The sequence below is a fragment of the Pseudomonas oryzihabitans genome (genome assembly GCF_007665395.1).
Lineage (GTDB): Bacteria > Pseudomonadota > Gammaproteobacteria > Pseudomonadales > Pseudomonadaceae > Chryseomonas > Chryseomonas psychrotolerans_C.
This window is the reverse complement of the sequence record NZ_VDND01000011.1, coordinates 17959-37756: the sequence shown is the minus strand read 5'-3', so window position 1 is coordinate 37756 and position 19798 is coordinate 17959. Positions and strand designations below refer to the sequence as shown.

The 19798-nt window shown below is 68.4% G+C and carries 19 protein-coding genes; 7 read left to right on the top strand and 12 right to left on the bottom strand.

Annotation, left to right across the window (positions count from 1 at the left end; all coding sequences use genetic code 11):
- Positions 1 to 28 precede the first annotated feature (28 nt).
- A complete protein-coding gene (locus FSV73_RS20015) occupies positions 29 to 1561 on the top strand; it encodes a GGDEF domain-containing protein (RefSeq protein ID WP_145010397.1) in 1533 nt (510 codons plus the stop codon).
- On the opposite strand, the gene FSV73_RS20010 is transcribed toward FSV73_RS20015, so the two are convergent.
- Together FSV73_RS20010 and FSV73_RS20005 are read right to left on the bottom strand one after the other, a co-directional pair.
- Positions 1558 to 2577 carry a GGDEF domain-containing protein gene (locus FSV73_RS20010; protein WP_145010394.1) on the bottom strand — a complete coding sequence of 340 codons (1020 nt, stop codon included), beginning with the start codon at positions 2575 to 2577 and terminating at the stop codon, positions 1558 to 1560. The two genes, FSV73_RS20015 and FSV73_RS20010, sit on opposite strands and share 4 nt — an antisense overlap.
- 111 nt (positions 2578 to 2688) lie before the next feature.
- Positions 2689 to 3438, bottom strand: a complete 750-nt coding sequence (locus tag FSV73_RS20005) for a YkgJ family cysteine cluster protein (RefSeq protein ID WP_145010391.1) — start codon at positions 3436 to 3438, stop codon at positions 2689 to 2691.
- Between the two features lie 194 nt (positions 3439 to 3632).
- Here FSV73_RS20005 and FSV73_RS20000 point away from each other — a divergent pair, with 194 nt between their 5' ends.
- Both FSV73_RS20000 and FSV73_RS19995 read left to right on the top strand, forming a co-directional pair.
- Positions 3633 to 4442 (top strand): HDOD domain-containing protein, encoded by an 810-nt coding sequence (locus tag FSV73_RS20000; protein WP_145010388.1) that lies wholly within the window; start codon positions 3633 to 3635, stop codon positions 4440 to 4442.
- A gap of 124 nt (positions 4443 to 4566) precedes the next feature.
- Positions 4567 to 4839, top strand: coding sequence for a hypothetical protein (locus FSV73_RS19995; protein WP_007162578.1), 273 nt, complete (start codon positions 4567 to 4569; stop codon positions 4837 to 4839).
- A 56-nt stretch (positions 4840 to 4895) separates the two neighbouring features.
- Here the strand turns inward: FSV73_RS19995 and FSV73_RS19990 are convergent, their stop codons facing one another.
- Positions 4896 to 5138 carry a hypothetical protein gene (locus FSV73_RS19990; protein ID WP_145010385.1) on the bottom strand — a complete coding sequence of 81 codons (243 nt, stop codon included), beginning with the start codon at positions 5136 to 5138 and terminating at the stop codon, positions 4896 to 4898.
- Between the two features lie 153 nt (positions 5139 to 5291).
- Here FSV73_RS19990 and FSV73_RS19985 point away from each other — a divergent pair, with 153 nt between their 5' ends.
- The gene (locus FSV73_RS19985) at positions 5292 to 6059 is read left to right on the top strand and encodes a hypothetical protein (RefSeq protein ID WP_145010382.1); all 768 of its coding nucleotides are present in this window, start codon (positions 5292 to 5294) and stop codon (positions 6057 to 6059) included.
- A 13-nt stretch (positions 6060 to 6072) separates the two neighbouring features.
- Here FSV73_RS19985 and FSV73_RS19980 read toward each other — a convergent pair whose 3' ends face one another.
- Positions 6073 to 6846 carry an SIR2 family NAD-dependent protein deacylase gene (locus FSV73_RS19980; protein WP_145010379.1) on the bottom strand — a complete coding sequence of 258 codons (774 nt, stop codon included), beginning with the start codon at positions 6844 to 6846 and terminating at the stop codon, positions 6073 to 6075.
- Between the two features lie 197 nt (positions 6847 to 7043).
- Between FSV73_RS19980 and FSV73_RS19975 the strand changes: the two genes are divergently transcribed.
- A complete protein-coding gene (locus FSV73_RS19975) occupies positions 7044 to 8957 on the top strand; it encodes an AAA family ATPase (protein WP_145010376.1) in 1914 nt (637 codons plus the stop codon).
- A gap of 82 nt (positions 8958 to 9039) precedes the next feature.
- On the opposite strand, the gene FSV73_RS19970 is transcribed toward FSV73_RS19975, so the two are convergent.
- The 4 genes from FSV73_RS19970 to FSV73_RS19955 all read right to left on the bottom strand — a co-directional run bounded on the left by FSV73_RS19970 (position 9040) and on the right by FSV73_RS19955 (position 13516).
- Positions 9040 to 10338: a flavohemoglobin expression-modulating QEGLA motif protein gene (locus FSV73_RS19970; protein ID WP_145010372.1), complete on the bottom strand. Its 1299-nt coding sequence runs from the start codon at positions 10336 to 10338 to the stop codon at positions 9040 to 9042.
- 122 nt (positions 10339 to 10460) lie between these two features.
- A complete protein-coding gene (locus tag FSV73_RS19965) occupies positions 10461 to 11216 on the bottom strand; it encodes a D-glutamate cyclase family protein (RefSeq protein WP_145010369.1) in 756 nt (251 codons plus the stop codon).
- Positions 11213 to 12532, bottom strand: a complete 1320-nt coding sequence (locus tag FSV73_RS19960) for an MFS transporter (protein WP_145010366.1) — start codon at positions 12530 to 12532, stop codon at positions 11213 to 11215. Before FSV73_RS19960 ends, FSV73_RS19965 begins: the two co-directional genes overlap by 4 nt.
- A gap of 558 nt (positions 12533 to 13090) precedes the next feature.
- On the bottom strand, positions 13091 to 13516 hold the full coding sequence (locus FSV73_RS19955; RefSeq protein ID WP_059230049.1) for a VOC family protein: 426 nt from the start codon (positions 13514 to 13516) through the stop codon (positions 13091 to 13093).
- Between the two features lie 152 nt (positions 13517 to 13668).
- On the opposite strand from FSV73_RS19955, the gene FSV73_RS19950 reads away from it, so the two are divergent.
- Positions 13669 to 14559: a LysR family transcriptional regulator gene (locus tag FSV73_RS19950; protein ID WP_145010363.1), complete on the top strand. Its 891-nt coding sequence runs from the start codon at positions 13669 to 13671 to the stop codon at positions 14557 to 14559.
- Here FSV73_RS19950 and FSV73_RS19945 read toward each other — a convergent pair.
- A complete protein-coding gene (locus FSV73_RS19945) occupies positions 14527 to 16137 on the bottom strand; it encodes an inorganic phosphate transporter (RefSeq protein ID WP_145010360.1) in 1611 nt (536 codons plus the stop codon). The two genes, FSV73_RS19950 and FSV73_RS19945, sit on opposite strands and share 33 nt — an antisense overlap.
- Positions 16138 to 16292: 155 nt before the next feature.
- On the opposite strand from FSV73_RS19945, the gene FSV73_RS19940 reads away from it, so the two are divergent.
- Positions 16293 to 16940 (top strand): hypothetical protein, encoded by a 648-nt coding sequence (locus tag FSV73_RS19940; RefSeq protein WP_145010357.1) that lies wholly within the window; start codon positions 16293 to 16295, stop codon positions 16938 to 16940.
- On the opposite strand, the gene zapE is transcribed toward FSV73_RS19940, so the two are convergent.
- The 3 genes from zapE to FSV73_RS19925 all read right to left on the bottom strand — a co-directional run bounded on the left by zapE (position 16937) and on the right by FSV73_RS19925 (position 19702).
- On the bottom strand, positions 16937 to 17986 hold the full coding sequence (gene zapE / locus FSV73_RS19935) for a cell division protein ZapE (RefSeq protein ID WP_145010354.1): 1050 nt from the start codon (positions 17984 to 17986) through the stop codon (positions 16937 to 16939). The genes FSV73_RS19940 and zapE overlap by 4 nt on opposite strands.
- 88 nt (positions 17987 to 18074) lie before the next feature.
- A complete protein-coding gene (locus FSV73_RS19930) occupies positions 18075 to 18461 on the bottom strand; it encodes an MAPEG family protein (protein ID WP_145010351.1) in 387 nt (128 codons plus the stop codon).
- Positions 18462 to 18529: 68 nt separating this feature from the next.
- Positions 18530 to 19702 carry a multidrug effflux MFS transporter gene (locus tag FSV73_RS19925; RefSeq protein ID WP_145010348.1) on the bottom strand — a complete coding sequence of 391 codons (1173 nt, stop codon included), beginning with the start codon at positions 19700 to 19702 and terminating at the stop codon, positions 18530 to 18532.
- Positions 19703 to 19798 lie beyond the last annotated feature (96 nt).

Here is a 19798-nt window from a genome sequence, read left to right as displayed (position 1 = left end):
CCAGCGAGTCCGAGGAATCCGCCCCACCATGGTCGACGGCACCGTCACCCCCCAGCGCAACCGGGCTGCCCAGCGCCTGGCCCTGCTCTTGCTCATAGGCGCGGTGGCGGTGATCCTGGCGCTGGAGTCCTGGCAGGTCTGGCGCAACTACCAGAACGCCTTCGCCAGCGCGCGCAGCGACGTCGGCAACATCGCACTGGCAGCGGCCCAGCATGCCGACGATGCGATCAAGGAAGCGGACTCGCTGCTGGTCAGCATCCGCGACCGCCTGGAGGACCAGCCGCTCGACGAGCTGGACCGCCCGCGGGTCCACCGTCTGCTAGCGCGCCAGGCCGCCTTGCTGCCGCAACTGCACGGACTGTTCATCTACGATCGCGACGGCAGCTGGCGGATGACCGACAAGAGCAGCACGCCGCCCCCGGCAAGCAACGCCGACCGCGAGTACTTCCAGTTTCATCGGCAGCATCGCGAAGACCAGTTGCACGTCGGCGCGGTGATCGAGAGCCGCAGCACCCACGAACTCATCATTCCCGTCTCGCGGCGCCTGGAAGACCGGGAAGGCCGCTTCGCCGGCGTGCTGCTCGCCACCATCCGGCTGCAGTACTTCATCGACTACTACGCCCGCTTCCGCCTGGACGCCCGCGGCGCCATCAGCCTGGCCCTGGAGGACGGGACCCTCATGGTGCGCCGCCCCTACGATCCACAGCACATCGGCACCACCCTCGCCGACGGCGAGCTGTTTCGCCAGTACGTGACCCAGGCGGCCAACGGCACGGCCCTGGTGCGTGCCCTGATCGACGGGCAGGAGCGCCTCTATGCCTTCCAGCGTCTGGAAGGCTATCCGCTGGTGGCCCTGGCCGGCATCTCCAAGGGCGACATCCTCGCCAGCTGGCGGCAGGACATGCTGCGCTCGGTGATCGTGGTGGGCATCATCATCGTCGGGATGTTGATCTTCGGCTTCAGCCTGCTGCGGGAAATCCGCGCCAGCCTGCGCAGCGAGGCGGCCTTGCGCCAGGCCCACGACGACCTGCATCTGCTGACGCTCAAGGACAGCCTGACCGGGCTGGGCAATCGCCGCCAGTTCGACACCCTGCTGCCGGTGGAGCTGGCGCGGGCCCAGCGCAACCACCAGCCGCTGAGCCTGCTGATGATCGACATCGATCACTTCAAGGCCTACAACGACCACTATGGCCATCCGGCGGGCGATCGCTGCCTGCAGGCGGTGGCCGGGGTGGTGGCCTCGGCCGCGCGCCGCCCGGGCGACCTGGCGGTGCGCTACGGCGGCGAGGAAATGGCCCTGCTGCTGCCCAACTGCGATGCGGCCGGCGCCCAGCGGGTGGCCCATACGGTCCAGGAGCGCCTGCAGATGCTGGAGGTGCCCCATGCCACCAGTCCCTTCGGCCGCATCACCGTCAGCCTCGGCTTCGCCGTCCAGTGGCCCGGACAGCCCCAGCCACCGCTGCCGGCCGAGCTCCTGGCCAGTGCCGATGCCGCCCTCTACCGGGCCAAGCATCTCGGGCGCAACCGCACCCATCCGTCACCGGACGCGGCCGACGCCTAGCCGCAGATCATCCCGCCGCGGTAATGCACCCGGTCCTTGCCGGCACGCTTGGCCTGGTAGAGCTCGCCATCGGCCTGCTTGAGCAGATCCGAGGGTTGATAGCCCGGGACGAGGCGCGCCACGCCGGCGCTGAAGGAAAAGCAGGTGCCGGTGCGGGTGTTGCCGCGGATATCGTCCAGCAATGCCTGCAGCCGCTGCGCCAGTAGCCGCTCATCGTCGGTCTCGATCAATACTCCGAATTCCTCGCCGCCCAGGCGACCGAAGCGTCCACCGGGAAAATGCCGGTTCAGGATGCTGGCCATCTCCTTAAGCACCTCGTCGCCCACGTCATGGCCGAATCTGTCGTTGATCCGCTTGAAGTCGTCGATATCGAGCATGGCGAAATACCAGGAGGACGAGGCCTCGCGACAGACCTGCTCCAGGTCGAGCATGAGCGCACGACGATTGCTGATGCTCGTCAGGGCATCGGTTTCCGCCTGCAGGCGATAACGCTCCTTGAGCTCCAGGGTGCTGGCGACGATACGGACGAAGGTGGCGTTGAGCAGCAGGCCCAGCGCCAGGCTCGACCCGAGCATCACCCCGAACAGCGGCAGGGCCACCTCCCTGACGACATCCATCGCGCCATAGAACAGCAACAGCCAGACCGCGGCGGCGGCAATGCCGTAGTCGAGCACATGGGAAAAGAGAATCGTCGAGCCCAGGGTGATGACGATGGCCATGGGTATCATCCAGTCATGGCCGGCCCCGCCCATGCCGAGGATCTGGTAACGAAAGGCCAAGGCCTCGAACAGCACGAACACCAGGGCGAACAGGCGCCACAGCACGAAACGCCGGGCGGTGGCCATCGCCAGGCACGAACCCAGCATGCCGCCGAAGGCCAGCCAGCCCGCCAGCGGTACTCCATCGACCAGGAAGGGATTGACCAGCGTACTGCTCAACCAGCCCAGGATGCCGGTGCATTGCGCCAGTACATTAGGCAGGTGCAGCATCTGGCGGATATGCGTCTGGTAGACCATCGAATGACCCGGGCGCCAATTATTTAGTGTCAAAATGACATCATATTACCTGACGCCCGTGTGCCCCGTCGTCAGCCAATACGTGGTGTCCCCTGCCGCTGGACGCCTGGATCAGGCTGCGGTCAGGGCGACGAAGGCACAGGCTTCGTCCAGGGCCGCGCTGATCAGCGCCCCGGTGACCCGCAATTGCTCGGCCAGTTGCGCATGGGAGAGGTGCAGCTCCCAGCCGACATCCGGCGTCGGTGCCGCGCCGCCGAGGACCTGCTCGGCCGCCGCCAGGAACGCCTCGGGCTGCGGTCGATAGGTGGCGAAGCCGTCGCCCTTGAGGGCGGTGGTACGAATGCCCAGCAGGGCGCAGATGGCCGCCTTGCTGGCGATCTCGTCACGGTCGGCCTGCCGGGACCTTTCGATCAGCTCGGCGAGGCCGGCATCCTGTATCTGGCCGCCATGGATGAGCGCCGGGCCCTCCTGCCAGGCCTGAGGCGGACAATCCTTGGACTCCGGCCGCAGCGGCAGGTGCGGATTGATCTCGAACGGGTAGATCCGACAGACCAGCGGCCGCTGCTCGTAGATGGAACACCGCTGCTCACTGTTCAAATGGATGCAGGGTCCGACGTTGTAGCCGGCGAAGGTGATCGCCAGGTAGGCCTGGGCGGCGCCGCAGCGCACGGGCAGCGAGCGGCGCTCGGCATGCTGGCGCTGCTGGGGCGAAATCCCCGGCCCGGCATCGAGGAAGGCCTCCACCAGGACGATGAGCTCGCCCTTGCGGCGCACCCAGTCGAGGGCTTCCATCAACGTCAGGGGCACATGGTGGTCGGAACAGCACTTGCCGCAGCCGGTACAGGAGAAGCGTGTGGTCATGGGGAAACCCTTGGGTGGTCGACCAGGCAAATGGCGGGAAAATGGCGCCTTCGGTCAGATCTTTCTCCAACAGCAAGTCTCGCGCCAGCTAAGCTTTCCGACCAACGCCGGGCTCGTGCCTGGCGGTTCACGCGGCTCGGTCCTGCTCTGCACGCGAGCCCTCTCCACCGGTATAGAACAATCCAGGCGCCGTCATGGAAATCGATGCTCTGTTCGATCATCTGCATACCCTTCCCAGCATTCCCAAGGTAGCGCAGGAGCTCATCCAGCAGTTCGACGATCCCGACAGCAGCATCGAAGACGTCGCCCGCAACCTGGCCCTGGATCCGGTGCTGTCGGCCAAGGTGCTGCGCCTGGCCAACTCGGTGCGCTTCCGTGGCGTCCGGCCTTCGACCAGCATCGAAGGCGCCGCCATCCGCCTGGGCTTCGACGCCCTGCGGACGCTGGTGCTGGCGTCCGCGGTGACCGCTGCGTTCCGCCATAATCCCAGCTTCGATCCCCGGGATTTCTGGCAACACAGCTTCGACGTGGCCAGCGTCTGTCGCGTGCTCGCCCGCCAGGCCGGCACCGAGCCGGAGACGGCCTTCACCTGTGGCATGCTGCACAGCATCGGCGAATTGCTGATCAAGACCGCCGCGCCCGACATCGCCGCGCGCATCGACGCCGAACAGCGCGGCCCGCTGCCAGGGTCCGAGCCCATCGGCTTCGGCTATCCCGAGGTCGGTGCCGAGCTGGCGCGTCGCTGGCAGCTGCCGGTGGTCATCCAGCATGCCATCGCCTACCAGTTGCACCCCCAGGACGCGCCCGAGGACCCCACGCTGCCGCGCCTGGTCGCCCAGGCCCGCCTGGTGTCCTTCGTGCTGCGCCGCCACGGCGGCATCAACGAGGCGGCCAAGGCGGCGCTGGCCAACCCCCTGCTGGAGGGTATCGACCTGGAGCTCCTGCTCGGCGAATTGCCCGAAGTCATCGAGGCCGACAAGGCCTTCGGCACGCTCATCAACTGACCGATCGTCTTGCGGGGCCTGGCGGCCACCGTTTGCATCACAAATCTGCCGGCCGGTGCTGGCGAAAGTCGAACGGGTGTCGCAAGAATCGGTCAAAGCTGTATAGCTGACAGGAGTGAGTGCGATGGCCGAGCCGCTGAAGTTCACGGATGCGAACACCATTATCAAGGGCGCCTTTCAACCGATGCTGTGCGCCATGACCGCCCAGGATCCGGCGACCTTCAACGTCGAGGTCTATGCGCCCAACGGTACGGCGCTGTTGCAACGGCGCATCGCCCGGGTCGACCTGCTGGACAATTCATTGCTCGAGGCTTTCATCTGCGACAGCCGCGCCCGTATCGAGCGGGCCACCCACGAGCGGCTCGACTGGCAGGTGCGCTATACCCGCGCGTCCTGAGCCCGATAAGCTGCAGTGATGAAAAGGCGCCCCAAGAGGCGCCTTTTTCATGGCCTTCAATCGTTGAGTTCGCGTTTTTGCTGCGTCTTGGTGGCGGGCGTCTTGCTGGCTTTCTTCTGGGTGGACGGCGTGGCGTTGGAGGTGTCGTCGGCGCTGTCGCGGTTGCTGGTATTGGAGCTGCCGGGCGCGCCGATGCCATTGCCGGTCACCCCGGCGTCGTTGCTGTTGGCAGCCAGGCTCGGACCGGCCACCAGGGCCAGGGCGGCACCCAGGGCGAGGATCAGCGGGGTCTTGCGCATCTTCATGTCCTCCTGCCGCGAAAGGAAGGGGGGTGTCGCGGGCTGCACCCTGCTGGTTAGGCCAAAGGCCAGGCCAAGCGTTCCCGCCTTCCTATAGACTAACGACCATCCGCCGTCCCTCGACCGGGCCGGCCGTCGTATTCAGGAGTTGCCGTGAAGCACCGCTATCTCATCGTCGACCGCACCGCGCTCGACACCCCCGCCCTGTTCGATTACCTGGCCGAGGCGCCGCAGCACCGCGTCATCGTCTCCGGCGGCACGGCCGAACAACTGTTCGCGGCGGAGCTCTGGCCACGGCTGCGCGAGCGCCTGGCGCCCCACGCCGAGCGCTTCTTCTTCGCCGACTCCAGCGGCCCGCTGCTGCAAGCCGAGCTGGAAGGCCGCAAGCCCGGCCTGCTGGATCGCGAGCTGACCCTGGCGTTCAAGCAGGCGGTGAGCGCCGATGCCGAAGACGACCGGGTCCTCAACCGGATCCGCAGCGAACTGCTCGACACCGACCATGACTACCAGGCCAACCGCCGGATCTTCCTCAACAGCCTGCTCGGCCAGATGCGCCGGGCCTTGCCGGCCGGCGCGGTGACCGCCAGCAACTGGCAGGACGCCGTCCGCCAGGCCATCGCCGCCGCCCAGCAAGGCCTCGCCAAGGGGTTCGCTCCCGGCCTGGCCGATGCGCCCTTCAAGGTCTTCCTCAAGGCCTATCCGCTGGCGGCACGTTATGTCGCCCAGTTGGCCGTGCTGCTGATCACCGCCGGTCGCCAGGACAACGACGTCCTCATCGACCGCTTCGTCGCCCAGGATCCGGCCCTGGTCGCCACCCTGTTCGATGGCCTGCTCACCGAGGACGAGGAGCAGCGCCAGGCCTATACCGCGCTCAAGCGCACCCTGGACGCCCTCGGCACTGGCGGCCAGGCGCTGCACTGAGCCGCGCCGCCGCTCACCGCTGCTCGAGCAGCGCCGGCAGGATCGCGCCCGCAGCTCCCAGCAATTGCCAATCCTCTCGAAAGTCCGCCGCCGGTTGCGGATCGATGCGGATGATCGTCGCGCCCTGCCGACGCGCCACCTCCGGCAGACTGGCCGCCGGCTGCACCAGTCCTGAGGTGCCTATCACCAGGCACAGGTCGCAGCGCTTGGCCAGCGCCCAGGCGGTGGCCAGGGCCTCGCGGGGCAGCGACTCACCGAACCAGACCACCCCGGGGCGCGCCAGGCCGCCGCAATCGGGACAGCGTGGGGGCGCCACCCGTCGCTCCTCGGCGTCAGGACGTGGCGGTACCTCCAGCGGCCGCGCGCACTCGAAGCAGCGCGGCGCGTGCAGGCTGCCGTGCAGGTGGATGACGTCGCGGCTGCCGGCCCGCTCGTGCAGGTCGTCGACGTTCTGGGTGACCAGCCGTAATCGTCCGTGGCGGCGCGCCCAGTCCGCCAGCGCCCGGTGGGCCGGGTTGGGCTGGGCCGCGAGGACCTGGGCGCGGCGCCACTCGTACCAGCTCCAGACCCGCGCCGGGTCTTCGCTGAAGGCCTCGGGCGTGGCCAGCTCGGCGGGATCGAAGCGTGCCCAGAGCCCCGTGAGCGCCTCGCGAAAGGTGGCGATGCCGCTCTCCGCCGAAACCCCGGCACCGGTCAGCACCAGCACTTCGTCGGCCGCTCTCAGGCGTTCGAGCAAGGCCGCCGGTAATACCGGCAGGCCCTGGCGGCAATCCAGGCATTCGGGCATGGCGTGGGCTACTCCTTGAAATCTGGCGCAAAACAACCGGGCCTTGCGGACCGCTGAAAAAGCCGAAAGTGTGACGATACTCGACGGATGGTGAGTCCACTCATCGTTTTCCGCCGAACCGAGGTTCACCCCCGCCGCCACAGGCCGATAATCCGGAAGTCCGCGTCCGATGTCGCTCCGACCCTAACGGTATGTGAATGAAGAAGTCCGTCTTTTCCAAGTATCCGCGCCGCTTCATCGCTGGTGCTCTCGCCCTCGTCACCGTCACCAGCCTGGCCGGCTGGCTGTGGCTCAAGCCCAGCACTCCGGCACCGACCGCCACCGCCATGCTCGCCAGCGTGCAACAGGCCCCCGAACACTGGACCCAGCAGCCACGTGACCTCTCCGTGCTGCTGGCCGACCTGCGCGCCAAGGCCATCAGTGGCGCCGTGATCGGCGATCACACCCTCTACCTGGACACCACCCGTGGCGAGCACTATGCCGTGACGGACAATGGCGGTCGCATCGCCAATCTGCTGCTGGCCGACTACGCCGCCCAGGGCGAGCCGCCGTTCCCGGTGGCCACCTGGAACGAAGCCGGCCAGCGCCATGCCTGGCTGGATGCCCTGCTGATCAACCTGCCGGGCTACCTGCTCCTGCTGCTGCTCGCTGTGCCCCTGGCGCTGCGCTTCGCCAGCCCCTTCAAGCTGCACCGCAAGGGCACCGGCATCTCCTTCAAGGACGTGGTCGGCGCCGCCGAAGCCAAGCGGGCCCTGGAAGACGTCACCACCTGCCTGCGCAATCCCAAGGCCTTCGCCGCCCTCGGCGCCCGTCCGCCCAAGGGCGTGCTGCTGACCGGCGAGCCCGGCACCGGCAAGACCCAGCTGGCCAAGGCCCTGGCCACCGAGTGCAACGCCCACTTCATCCAGGTGACCGGCAGCGACTTCTCCTCGATGTTCTTCGGCGTCGGCATCCAGAAGGTCAAGTCGCTGTTCCGCACCGCGCGCAAGAAGGCGCCCTGCATCATCTTCATCGACGAGATCGACGGCATCGGTCGCCGCGCCGAACAGTCGCGCTCCAGCGACGCCGAGGCCAACCGCATCATCAACCAGTTCCTCACCGAGCTGGACGGCTTCGACGGCACCAGCGGCGTGCTGGTGCTGGGTGCCACCAACTTCGCCGATTCCCTGGACCCGGCGCTGCGCCGCGAAGGCCGCTTCGACCGCACCATCGCCGTGCCGCTGCCGAGCCTGGAAGACCGCCGCGCCCTGTTCGAACTCTATGCCGGCAAGCTGCCCTGCGAAGGCGAGCTGGACCTGGCCGCCCTCTCCCGCGGCACCGTGGGCCTGACCCCGGCGGCCATCGCCTATATCAGCAACCACGCCGCCCTGCTGGCCGCGCGCGAGAACGCCAGCGCCGTGACCATGGCCCACTTCGTCGAAGCCATCGAAACCTGCCGCATCGGCGAGCAACCGGTCGGTGTCACCCCGCTGGGCTCGGCCGAGCGCACCCGCATCGCCGTGCACGAAGCCGGTCATGCCCTGGTCGCTGCGGTGCTCAACGTCGGTCGGGTGGAAAAGGTCACCCTGCTGCCGCGTGGCCAGGCCCTGGGCGTCACCCTGATCACCCCCACCGAAGACAAGCGGCTGCACCTGAAGTCGGAACTGGAAGGCCGCATCCAGATGCTGCTGGCCGGTCGTTGCGCCGAGCAGCTGTATTTCAACGAGGTCTCCTCGGGCGCCGCCCAGGACCTGCAGGAAGCCTCCAAGCTGGCGCTGTCCATGGTCGCCTCCCTGGGCATGGGCCCCAGCGGCTCGCTGCTCAGCCTGCAGGCCCTGCGCGATGCCGGCATCGACTTCGACGCCGCGCCCAGCATCGCCGCCGCCGATCAGTTGCTGCACAGCCTGGACCACCGCTGCCTGGCGCTGATCACCGAGCTCAAACCAGCCCTGGACGACATCACCGACCAGTTGCTGCGCGACGAGACCATCCCCGGCAGCGCCGTGGCCGAAGCCATCGCCCGCGTCAGCGGCCTGGAAGCCTGCGGCGCCCTCAACCGCGCCCTGGCCCACGTGCCGGAGGGCGTCCCCGAGCGCGAGTCGCGCATCGCCGCCGCCTTCAAGGGCGAGTGATACCCGCGACGCCTCGCTGAAACGAAAAAGCCCCGCTCCGCCGGGGCTTTTTCATGGCCGGGCCTAAAGCCCGGATAGGGACTCAGAGAATATTGGCGTAGTCCGCCTCGATTCGATCCAGGCTCAGGTGGTTGAGGAAGTTGGAGAAGCACATCCAGGCCGCCAGGGCGTTGAGGTCCTGGAATTGCGCCGGCAGGTACTTGGGCGGCACCACGACGCCCTCGTCCACCAGCTGGCGCAGGATGCGCATGTCTTCCAGGGTGGTCTTGCCGCAGAACAGCAGCGGGATCTGCTCCAGCTTGCCCTTGCGCACCGCCAGCTGGATGTAGTTGTAGATGAGGATGAAGCCCTTCAGATAGGACAGGTCCTTGGTGAAGGGCAGCCCGGTGGGCGTCGAGCCGCGGAACACCCGGCTGGCATTCTGGTAGCCCGACTCCAGGTCGTAGCCCTGCTCCTGGAAGAAGCGGAAGACCTCGAGGAAATCGGCGCCGTCCTCGGCCAGGTGGATGGCGCGGGTACGGTTGGTCAGCTTGCGCAGCCGGGTCGGATAGGAGGCGAAGGCGATCACCTCCATGAGGATCGCCAGGCCTTCCTGGGTCACGGTGGACGACGGCGGGCCCTTGGCCAGGAAGGTGCAGATCGGCTGGTTCTGGCCATTGAGGGTGGTGCCGACGTGCACCAGGCCCTCGTGGACCTCCAGGGCGCGCACGTCGCGCTCGTTGAACAGGGCGTCGGCGCGGACCTTGATGTAGTCGGCGCCGGCCGCGGCATCGGCGACGATGCCATCGGACTCGAACACCCGGATGGTCCCTTCCGTCTCGCCGAATACCCGGTTGAGCCGCGCCTGCAGGATGGGCACCGCGTCCTTGGCGGTCAGGGTCTTGGGCTCGTCCTCCAGGGCGCCACGGTGGGCGATGTTGTCCAGGTAGCTGGACATCATCATGCCCAGGTCGGCCAGGGTCGGATCGCCGGCGTGGAAGGCGTCCGAGGCCGCGCCGTAGAGTTCCTGGGAGATCAGCCCGAAGTCCGGGGTGCCGCGCGCCTGCAGCATGCGGATCACCATGCGGTACTCGCGGCACATGCGCCTCATGATCTGGCCGACCGGATTGAACTGGCCGAGCTGGCGGGTGACCTCCCGCTCGATGCTCTGGAATTCGCCCTTGAGCGCATCGCCATCGAAACCCAGCGGCCGCCCCTCGTAGAAGGCGCGGTCCACCGCTGGCAGGCGCTTGCCCTTACCCTCCAGGAAGCCCTGGCGCACGCCCTCGTCCCACTTCACCGCATCGAGGATACGGATCGGCGCCTGGGCCGCGACGATGCGGTCGGACAGCTGGCGGATGGTCTGGTGATAGGGATCGAGAAACGGCTGGCGGGCATTCATGGCGGAAACCGAGCGACAGGCGAGACTGCAAGGATGGCGGCTGGACGAGCGTTTGCCTAGGCTTCGGCCAACGATCCTCCCGGCGCCAGGGCTACGCCCGCCGTGGAGCCTGCGCCTGCGCGCTACCCGAAGGCCTCCGGACGCTGGTCCAGCACCAGCATGTGCCCGGGATAGTGGGAGATGGCGTAGGCACCCCCCAGTTGCGGCAGCACCTGCTGTGGCGTCACGCCACAGGCCCAGAACACCGGTACGTCGTCGGCGCCCAGGGGTGGAACCACGCCGAAGTCCGGCGCCTGCAGATCGACGATGCCCAGCGCCGCGGGATCGCCGATCTGGATCGGCGCCCCGTGCCCGCTGGGATAGCGAGCGGTGACCCGCACCGCCTGGCTGACCAGCGTCCGGGGTACCGGACGCATGCTCACCACCAGGTAGCCCCCCAACGGCCCGGCCGGCACATTGGGCCGCGTGGTGGTATAGACCGGCGGCGCAGCGATGCTGACCGCAATCCCGGCGCGGCGCAGGGGCGCATCGAAGGTGTGGCTGCAACCCAGCAGGATGGCGACGGCATCGTCGCGCCAATGGGCCTCGATGTCCGTGGGCTCGGCGACCAGCCGGCCGTCCTGCCAGACGCGATAGCGCGGCAGCATGGTGCGGATGTCGATGGCCGCGCCGGGCAGGGGCACCCGTGGATCCCCTGCATCGCCCACCGCCAGGATCGGGCAGGCCCTGGGGTTGCGCAGGCAGAACAGCAGCAGCGCATAGGCCTGGGCCTGCGGCACGATCACCAGGTTGGCCTGCTGGTAGTCATCGAGCACCCCGGCCGTGGGCGTGGTCCACTCGCCGCAGGCGATCCGTGAACGCAACTCGGCCGGCGTCATGCGAGCGCCTCCTTCGAGGTTTCCCGCACCAGGCGCAGGGTCAGCAGGCCGATGACCGCGGCCGTGGCCAGCAGGAAGCCCGGCATCAGCAGGTTGCCGGTCTGGGCCATGAGCCAGGTCGCCAGATAGGGCGTGAGGCCACCACCGAGGATGGCGCCGAGGTTGATGGCGATGGCCATGCCGGTATAGCGCACCCGGGTGGGAAACTGCTCGGCATAGGTGGGATAGCCCACCGACTGCACGATGGGCATCGGCAGCGCGGCCACCAGCACCGCCAGGGCGGCCAGCCAGATGTTGCCCTGGGCCATGAGCAGTATCATCGGAATCACCAGCACCACATAGGCCGCGAAGCCCAGGGTGAGTACCCGCCGCCGGCCCAGGCGATCCGACAGCCCGCCCCAGAACGGCATCATCAGCGCCGCGCAGAGGCTGACGCCTGCCATGATCCAGTACACCTGCGCCTTGGGATAGCCGAGGTGGGTGGTCAGGTAGAGATTCATGAAGATGAGCCCGACCCAGTAGCCCGCATTCTGCCCCAGGGCCAGCAGCATGACCTTGAGCACCGCCGGGCGCTGTTCGGCGAGCACCTCCCGGACCGGCGCCTTGGGCGGCTGAGCCTGCGCCAGGAAGCGCTGGAAGGCCGGGGTTTCCTCGACGTTGTGCCGCAGCAGCGCCGACAGCGCCACCAGCGGCAGGGCCAACAGGAACGGCAGGCGCCAGCCCCAGGCCTGCATCTCTTCCGTGCCGAGCAGGGTGGTGGTGACGCCACAGACGATGGCGGCCAGCGCCCCGCCCAGGGCGACGCCCACCGGGGTGAAGGCACCGAAGAAGCCACGCCGGCCGTGGGGCGCCGACTCGGCGACGAAGGCGGCGGCGCCGATCACCTCGCCGCCGGCGAAGAAGCCCTGCACCAGGCGCAGCGCGACCAGCAGCACGGGCGCCAGCAAGCCGGCCTGGGCGGTGGTCGGCAGCAGGCCGATGCCGGCGGTCGCCAGGCCCATGCCGATCACGGTGACCAGCAGCACCAGGCGCCGGCCGTGGCGATCGCCCAGTCGGCCGAGCAGCACCCCGCCCAGGGGCCGCACCAGGAAGGCGCTGCCGAACACGGCGAGGACCGCCAGCAGCGCGGCGGTGGGATCGTCACCCGGAAAGAACAGCGGCCCGAGGAAGGCGGCCATGAAGCCATAGACGCCGAATTCATAGTATTCGATGGCGGTACCGGTGGCGGCGGCGGTGGCCGCGCGACGAGCCAGGCGCTCGTCAGCGCCCAGGGCGGCGGGGGCGGCGAGCGGAGCGGAAGAAAGCACGCGAGACATGGACGTATCCTTTGGTGATGGGAACGTTGCTCGGCAGGGGGTGGGACAAGGAGAGGACGGTCGGCGTCTGCTGCGCCGATCCGCAAGGCTTCAGGCGTGGTGGGCGAGATCGAACCGTGGCGTTGCCGTCAGTTCGAGGAAGGTGCAGCCGAGGATGTCACCCGCTGGGCGGTACGCCTGGCGCGCTGTGGCAACGGGGGCGGCCGGGATGCCCGGCGGTGGTCTGCGCAGTGGCCCTAGGTGGCCTGGAGCAAAGCTCCGGCGGCACCCGGGAGAGACCGAAGGCAGGCGTAGCCGTCGGCCACGCCAGCCGGTCGCCGGGGAAAGCACCCAGGCCAGGGCTGGGCGGCGGATGAGGAAGGACGTTGCCCTCGATCACCAACAACCGTTCGCGCAGTGGGCCAGGCCACCGTTCGAGCGTTGCGGAAGAGGAGCTGCCAACGGGGCTCGCGGTTTCCAAAGGGGTCACCAGCGGGCAGACACGAGAGGGAAGGAGGCGCCAGAATTCTCGCGATTCCGGTCGCGGCGAGAGGGAGGGCGGCCCAGCGCCGCTCCCTGCTACTTGGCGAACAGCTGGCTCATGTCCTTGAAGGCCTTGAACTCCAGGGCGTTGCCACAGGGATCGAAGAGGAACATGGTGGCCTGCTCGCCCACCTGGCCCTTGAAGCGGATGTAGGGCTCGATGACGAACTTCGTCTCGCGCGCCCGCAGCCGATCCGCCAGGGCTTCCCACTCGTCCCAGCCGAGGATGATGCCGAAGTGCGGCACCGGTACGTTGTGGCCGTCCACGGCGTTGGTGTGGGCCTCTTCCTGGGAGGCGGTCTTGGGATGCTCGTGAATCACCAACTGGTGGCCGTAGAAATCGAAGTCGACCCAGTGATCGCTGGAGCGGCCTTCGGCGAGGCCGAAGACGTCGCCATAGAAATGCCGGGTGGCGGCCAGGTCATAGACGGGAATGGCGAGGTGGAAGGGCGACAGGGCCATGGTGCGAATTCCTGTTGGGGTGGGCTGCGGCCATTCTCACCCCAGGTTTTATTGTGGATAAAGCGTATTTTCTTGGCTGCGAGCAACGAAAATTTTGTCGCTCGGCATCGGGGTCGCTACAGTGCCCTACCCTTTTTCCTCCGGTGCCCGCCATGCTGCGCGAACTCAAGACCTTGCTCGCCGTGGCCCGCCATGGCAGCTTCGCCGCGGCCGGCCTGCACGTGGGGCTCACGCCCTCGGCGGTGAGCGCCCAGATCCGCGTGCTGGAACAGAACCTGGGCGTGAGCCTATTCGACCGCAACGGCCGCAGCGCCCTGCTCAATGCCGCCGGCCGCCGGGCCCTGCCGCTGGCGGAGGAGATCCTCGCCACCTATGGCCGGATGGCCGGGGTCGGCGCGGGCGAGGTGATCCAGGGCGAACTGCGCATCGGCGCCATCGCCAGCGTCCAGACCGGCCTGCTGCCCGGTACCCTGGTGCGCCTGCGCCAGCGCGCCCCGCGACTGGAGCCCCGCCTGGTCCCCGGGGTATCGCTCAGCCTGCTCAGTCAGGTGGATGCCGGCGAGCTGGATCTGGCCGTCCTCATCCGCCCGCCCTTCGAGCTGCCCAAGGAGCTGCATGCCACCGCTCTGCTGCAGGAGCCCTTCGTTCTCATTGCCCCGCCCGACCTGCCGGGTGACGATCCGCTGCGCTTGCTGGAGACCCAGCCCTTCATCCGCTACGACCGCCATTCCTTCGGCGGCCGCCGGGTCAGCGCCTTCCTCCGCGAGCAGCGCCTGACGGTGCGCCAGGTGCTCGAACTCGACGAACTCGATGCCATCGTCAAGATAGTGGAGCGCGGCCTGGGCGTGGCCCTGGTGCCCTGCGCCGGGCTCTGGCTGGAACATCCCAGGGTACGACGTCTGGCCCTCGGCGCCCTCACCTTCCACCGCGAGTTGCAGGTCGTCACCCGCCACGCCGGGCGCGATCTGCCAGCGGTCGCCCTGTTCCGCCGCTGCCTGACCGAAGCCGTGTCAGAACATCTGCACCAGCAGCCAATAGAGTGAAGCGGACAGGGCCATGGCCACCGGCAGGGTGAGCACCCAGGCCAGCAGCAGGTTGCGCACCGTGCCCCACTGCAACCCGGAGCCGCTGGCGGCCATGGTGCCGGCCACCCCCGAGGAGAGCACATGGGTGGTGGAGACCGGCAGGCCGAAGGCGTCCGCCGCCCCTATGGTGCCCATGGCCACCAGTTCGGCCGAGGCACCCTGGGCATAGGTCAGGTGGGTCTTGCCGATCCGCTCGCCGACGGTGACGACGATCCGCCGCCAGCCGACCAGGGTGCCGAGGCCCAGGGCGATGGCCACCGCCACCTTCACCCACAGCGGGATGAAGCGGGTCGCCTGGTCGATCTGTCGCTTGAACTCCTTGAGATCCTCCTGGGCCTTGGGCGCCAGGCCCGGCAGGTGTTCCTTCTCCAGCAGGCGGATGGATTCCGACGCCAGGTACATGGCATTGCGCACGTTGGGCATGCTCTGCGCCGGCACGTTGTTGAGGGCGCCGTACTGGCGCACTTCGCGGGCGATGTCGTCGGTGATGGCCGCCAGCGCCGGCAGCACCTCGGGGTTGCTCTGCCGCTTGCGCACGAAGTCCAGCAGCACCCCATGGGGATCGGCCGGGGCGGCCTGGGGCGCCGCCTGGCGCAGGCCACTGGCGGTGACCTCGGCCACGGCGGCGAAGGCCGGGGTGGCGGTCGCCGGTACCGCGCGGTTGAGCGCATAGGCGGTCGGCAGGGCGCCGACCAGGATCAGCATGATCAGCCCCATGCCCTTCTGGCCATCGTTGGAACCGTGGGCGAAGGACACCCCGGTGCAGGTCAGGATCAGCAGGCCGCGAATCCAGGGCGGCGGCGGTTCGGCGCTCTTCGGCTCCTGGTAGAGCGTCCGGTCGCGCACCAGGCGCTTGAGCAGCAGCAGGAGCAGCGCCGCGCAGACGAAGCCGAGCAGCGGCGAGAACAGCAGCGCATAGCCGACCTTGGCCACCTGGCCCCAATCCACCCCGCTGCTGCCCTCCAGGCCGCCCAGCCAGGCGTGCATCAGGCCGACGCCGATGATGGAGCCGATCAGGGTATGGGAGGACGACGCCGGCAGCCCCAGCCACCAGGTGCCGAGGTTCCACAGGATGGCCGCGATCAAGAGCGCGAAGATCATGGCGAAGCCCTTGCCGGCGCCCATCTCCACCACCAGGTCCACCGGCAGCAGGGCGATGACGCTGAAGGCCACCGCGCCGCTGGAAAACAGCACCCCGAGGAAGTTGCAGAAGCCGGACCAGAGCACCGCCGCATTGGGCGGCAGCGAATGGGTGTAGATCACCGTGGCCACGGCGTTGGCCGTGTCGTGGAAGCCATTGACGAATTCGAAGCCCAGGGCGATCACCAGGGCCAGGGCCAGGCCGGCGAAGGGCAGCCAGGTGGTAGGCGGCGCCTTGGCATCGCTGACGTCGTTGTGGATACCCCCGAGGGTCACCGCCAGGCCGATCAGCAGCAGGATGATGAACAGGACGATCCGCAACGGACCCGGCTTGCGCGAACTGCGCAGGGGATGGCCGAGGGGCGACAGGACGGCGGACGGACTGGACGAGGACATGGCACGGACTCCGACACGGGGTCCGCCTACCCTGCGCCGGCTGGATGACAGTTTTACGTCAGGGCAGTGGCCAGACGACGGATGACCGTCACCAGGCGTTTTTTCCAGCCTCGCCCCGGGCTGCTAGGCTGGGGTTTTGCTCGAGGACCCCGTCCATGCCCCTGCGCTGGCTGCTTTGCACTCCCCTGCTGCTCCTGCCGCTCGCCACGCCTGTCCTGGCCGCCGCCGAGCGCGCCCCGCGCAGTTGCGCCGAGGAACTGGGAACACGGCCGGCCCAGGCGCTGGCCGACACCTGCCGCGCGCTCTCCCCGGCCACCCGCCCGCCCTGCAACGCCGCCAACAGCTGCGCCCTGATGCAGGACGAGATCGCCCGCAGTTGCGCCCTGTTCGGCGATGGCGAAGCGGCCAAGCAGCCGGGTTGCGGTCCGTTGCCCAGCAGTGCCGAAGCGGCCGCGGCAGTGGTGGAACGCTACTATCGGGCGCTGGCTGCGCGGGACTATGGTACGGCCTGGCAACAATGGGGCGTCGATGGTCGACCCGGCCACTCCTACCGCAAATTCCGCCAGGGCTATGCCAGGACCCGCAGCGTGCAGGTGACGCTCGGTCAACTCGGCCCGGTGGAAGGCGCGGCGGGCTCGCTGTATGTCAGCGTCCCGGTGACGGTAACGGCACGTCTCGCCGACGGTACCCGCCAGACCTTCACCGGCACCTACCAGGTACGCCGGGTAAACGACGTCGACGGCGCCTCGGCCGAGCAGCGCCGCTGGCATCTAGATAGTGCCAAATTGCAGCAGCAGCGCTAATCCGGTCCGAGCTGCCGCAGCTGCGACAACCGACTCCGGGTGCGTGACATGTCGGCGATGTCGCTGTCGGCCAGGGTCTCGTCGAGCGGCGCGGCGCTGACCAGGAACAGCGCCAGCCGACGGTCGTAGAGCACGTCCACCAGGTTGATGAAGCGCTGACGGGCGGCGGGGCTGGCCTCGCGCAGGGGCGGCACCTCATCGAGCAACCAGCGCGGCCAGGTTTCGCTCAGGGTCAGGTAGTCGAGGACCGCGGTGGGGCCCTCGCAGAGATCGGCGAAGCTGAACTGCAGCAGGCCCTCCGCGGCGCTCAGCGCCGGCAGGTGACGATGTCCGACCGCCACCTGCACCCGCCCCTCGCCCACCGGCGGCAGCCCCAGCCGGGCACGCTGCGCGGCGCTGCCCGGCCAGAGATAGGCACCGATGCCGAAGGGATCGGGCTCGGCGGGGCTGGCGCCGCGATAATCCTGGGGACCGGCCACCGAGAGCACGTCCATGCGCGTCTCGATCAGCCGGATCGCCGGCAGGAAGCGCTCGTGGTAGAGCGGATTGGGCAGCAGCCCCTCCGGTGGATAGTTGGAGGTGGTCACCAGCACCACGCCACGGCTGAACAGCGCCTTGAACAGCCGGGTGATGAGCATGGCATCGCCGATGTCGTGCACATGGAATTCGTCGAAGCAGAGCAGCCGGCACCCTTCCAGCAGCTCGTCCAGGCTGGCGCCCAGGGCATCGGTCCCGGGCGGCTGGCGGAACATCCGCTCGTGCAGCTCGCGAAAGAAGGCGTGGAAGTGCACCCGGCGCTTTTCGGCGAATGGCAGGGCGGCGAAGAAGCCATCCAGCAGGAAGCTCTTGCCCCGGCCCACCGGTCCCCAGAGATAGAGACTCCGGGCGCTGTGGCGGCGTAGCAGCCGCGGCCGCAGCAGGTCGTTGGCGAGTTCGGCCAGGCGGGCGATGGCCGCCTGCTGCGCCTCGTCGAGGGTGTAGCCGCGGGTCTGGGCGAGGTGGGCGAAATGCGCCAGCACCTGCTGGGCGGGCGAAGATGACGTCATGGCGGCGACCGGCCGGGAAAGATAGGGCGCTAATGAAGCCGCAGCCGGCGCCGCCGGTCAAGACCACCGGCATCTGGCGCTGGCGTGCTCAGGCCGCCGCGATGAACAGGCACAGACAGCAGAAGAAACCGAAAGCCCAGGCCAGCGAGCGGCGGGTGGCGTGGTCGCGAATGTACAGCCAGGTGTAGGCTATGCGACTGGCCAGGAACAGGAACGCCCAGAAGTTGATGGTGCCCTGGGCGGCACCGCCGGTGACATGGGCGACGATCACCGCCGCGGCGAACAGCGGATTAATCTCGAAGGCGTTCTGCTGGGCGGCGTTGGCCCGCGCCCGGGCGCCTTCGAGTTTGCCGAGGAAGCTGCGCGGATCCCGGTTGTCGTCGGGCGTGAAGCCGCTGCCCTTGAACTTGGCGTAGTAGGCCGCGCCATAGGGCACGAGGTAGACGAGGAAGATGCACCAGTAGGCGAAGGTCATGTCAGCGTCCCGGGGAATGGGGGGTTCGCCTATCTGACCCGCCTGGCCGGAAAAGATCCACTCTCGCCTCAGGCCGTCGCGTGCCTCTGGGTCCAGCGCGCCAGCAGGGCGCTCGCCACGGCGCAGAAGGCCAGCACCGCGCACAGGGGCACCACGGTGCCGTTGTGCAGGGCGCCCACGCTGCTGGAGGCCAGCGCCGCCAGGATGAATTGCAGGCTGCCCATCAGCGCCGAGGCGCTACCGGCGTTGGCGCCCTGCCCGGCCAGGGCGCAGGCCGAGGCGTTCGGCACGATGCCACCGAGCAGGGCGATGGCGCAGAACAGCGGGATCATCAGCACCGGCAGCGCCTTGGGCTGGAAGGCCCCGACCAGCAACAGGACCAGCCCCGCCGTGGCGTAGGCGAGCACCGCGCGGCGCAGCCAGAAGGCCGGTCCCTGGCGCACCACCAGGCGGGCATTGACCTGGCCGAGCAGGATGAAGCCGGCCGCATTGAGGCCGAATACCCAGCCATAGTGCTCGGGCGCCACGCCATAGAGTTCGATCAGCACGAAGGGCGAGCCGGAGATGTAGGCGAACATGCCGGCCATGGCGATGCCGCCGGTCAGGGTATAACCGATGAAGCTGCGATCGCGCAGCAGCCGCAGGTAGTTGCGCAAGGCCCCGCTCAGCGGGGCCCGCGGGTGATGAGCCGGCAGCGACTCCGGCAGCCAGAGCGCCACGGCGATGCCACAGGCGGCGGCGAACAGCGCCAGGCTGACGAAGATCGCCTGCCAGCCGAAGGTGCTCAGCAGGAGGCTGCCGGCGAAGGGCGCGATGATGGGGGCGATCCCGGTCACCAGCATGATCTGCGAGAAGGCCCGCGCCGCCGCTATCGGCTCACAGAGATCGCGGACCACGGCGCGGGCGATCACCATGCCGGCACAGCCGCCCAGGGCCTGGACGAAGCGCGCGGCGATCAGCCAGGGCAGGCTCGGCGCCAGGGCGCAGCCCAGCGAGGCCAGGCAGAACAGACCGACGCCGATCAGCAGCGGCATGCGACGGCCGAAGCGGTCCGCCAGGGGACCATAGAACAACTGGCCACTGGCGAGGCCGGCGAAATACACCGCCAGGCTCAGCTGCACGTGCTCGATGTCGGTCGCGAACGACGAGGCCAGCGACGGGAAGCTGGGCAGGTACATGTCGATGGCGAAGGGAGCAAAGGCCGAGAGGGCCCCGAGAATCAACAATAAGCGAAGGGTCATGGAGCCTTATCCGATGGAAGCGGAAGTGTCGCGCAGTTACATACAATCATGTTTGTAAAAGTGCCGAGGCGCGCTAGACTGCGTGGCAGACCCACT

Bases quoted from the DNA above. Each gene is read 5' to 3' on its own strand.
- FSV73_RS19965 (WP_145010369.1), bottom strand. From the start codon at position 11,216: ATGACGCCGGCCGAGTTGCGTTCACGGATCGCCTGCGGCGAGTGGACC.
- FSV73_RS19960 (WP_145010366.1), bottom strand. From the start codon at position 12,532: ATGTCTCGCGTGCTTTCTTCCGCTCCGCTCGCCGCCCCCGCCGCCCTG.
- FSV73_RS20000 (WP_145010388.1), top strand. From the start codon at position 3,633: ATGGAAATCGATGCTCTGTTCGATCATCTGCATACCCTTCCCAGCATT.
- FSV73_RS19995 (WP_007162578.1), top strand. From the start codon at position 4,567: ATGGCCGAGCCGCTGAAGTTCACGGATGCGAACACCATTATCAAGGGC.
- FSV73_RS20005 (WP_145010391.1), bottom strand. From the start codon at position 3,438: ATGACCACACGCTTCTCCTGTACCGGCTGCGGCAAGTGCTGTTCCGAC.
- FSV73_RS20010 (WP_145010394.1), bottom strand. From the start codon at position 2,577: ATGGTCTACCAGACGCATATCCGCCAGATGCTGCACCTGCCTAATGTA.
- FSV73_RS19930 (WP_145010351.1), bottom strand. From the start codon at position 18,461: ATGACCTTCGCCTACTGGTGCATCTTCCTCGTCTACCTCGTGCCCTAT.
- FSV73_RS19925 (WP_145010348.1), bottom strand. From the start codon at position 19,702: ATGACCCTTCGCTTATTGTTGATTCTCGGGGCCCTCTCGGCCTTTGCT.
- FSV73_RS19970 (WP_145010372.1), bottom strand. From the start codon at position 10,338: ATGAATGCCCGCCAGCCGTTTCTCGATCCCTATCACCAGACCATCCGC.
- FSV73_RS19940 (WP_145010357.1), top strand. From the start codon at position 16,293: ATGCCCCTGCGCTGGCTGCTTTGCACTCCCCTGCTGCTCCTGCCGCTC.
- FSV73_RS19950 (WP_145010363.1), top strand. From the start codon at position 13,669: ATGCTGCGCGAACTCAAGACCTTGCTCGCCGTGGCCCGCCATGGCAGC.
- FSV73_RS20015 (WP_145010397.1), top strand. From the start codon at position 29: ATGGTCGACGGCACCGTCACCCCCCAGCGCAACCGGGCTGCCCAGCGC.
- FSV73_RS19980 (WP_145010379.1), bottom strand. From the start codon at position 6,846: ATGCCCGAATGCCTGGATTGCCGCCAGGGCCTGCCGGTATTACCGGCG.
- FSV73_RS19945 (WP_145010360.1), bottom strand. From the start codon at position 16,137: ATGTCCTCGTCCAGTCCGTCCGCCGTCCTGTCGCCCCTCGGCCATCCC.
- zapE (WP_145010354.1), bottom strand. From the start codon at position 17,986: ATGACGTCATCTTCGCCCGCCCAGCAGGTGCTGGCGCATTTCGCCCAC.
- FSV73_RS19975 (WP_145010376.1), top strand. From the start codon at position 7,044: ATGAAGAAGTCCGTCTTTTCCAAGTATCCGCGCCGCTTCATCGCTGGT.
- FSV73_RS19955 (WP_059230049.1), bottom strand. From the start codon at position 13,516: ATGGCCCTGTCGCCCTTCCACCTCGCCATTCCCGTCTATGACCTGGCC.
- FSV73_RS19990 (WP_145010385.1), bottom strand. From the start codon at position 5,138: ATGCGCAAGACCCCGCTGATCCTCGCCCTGGGTGCCGCCCTGGCCCTG.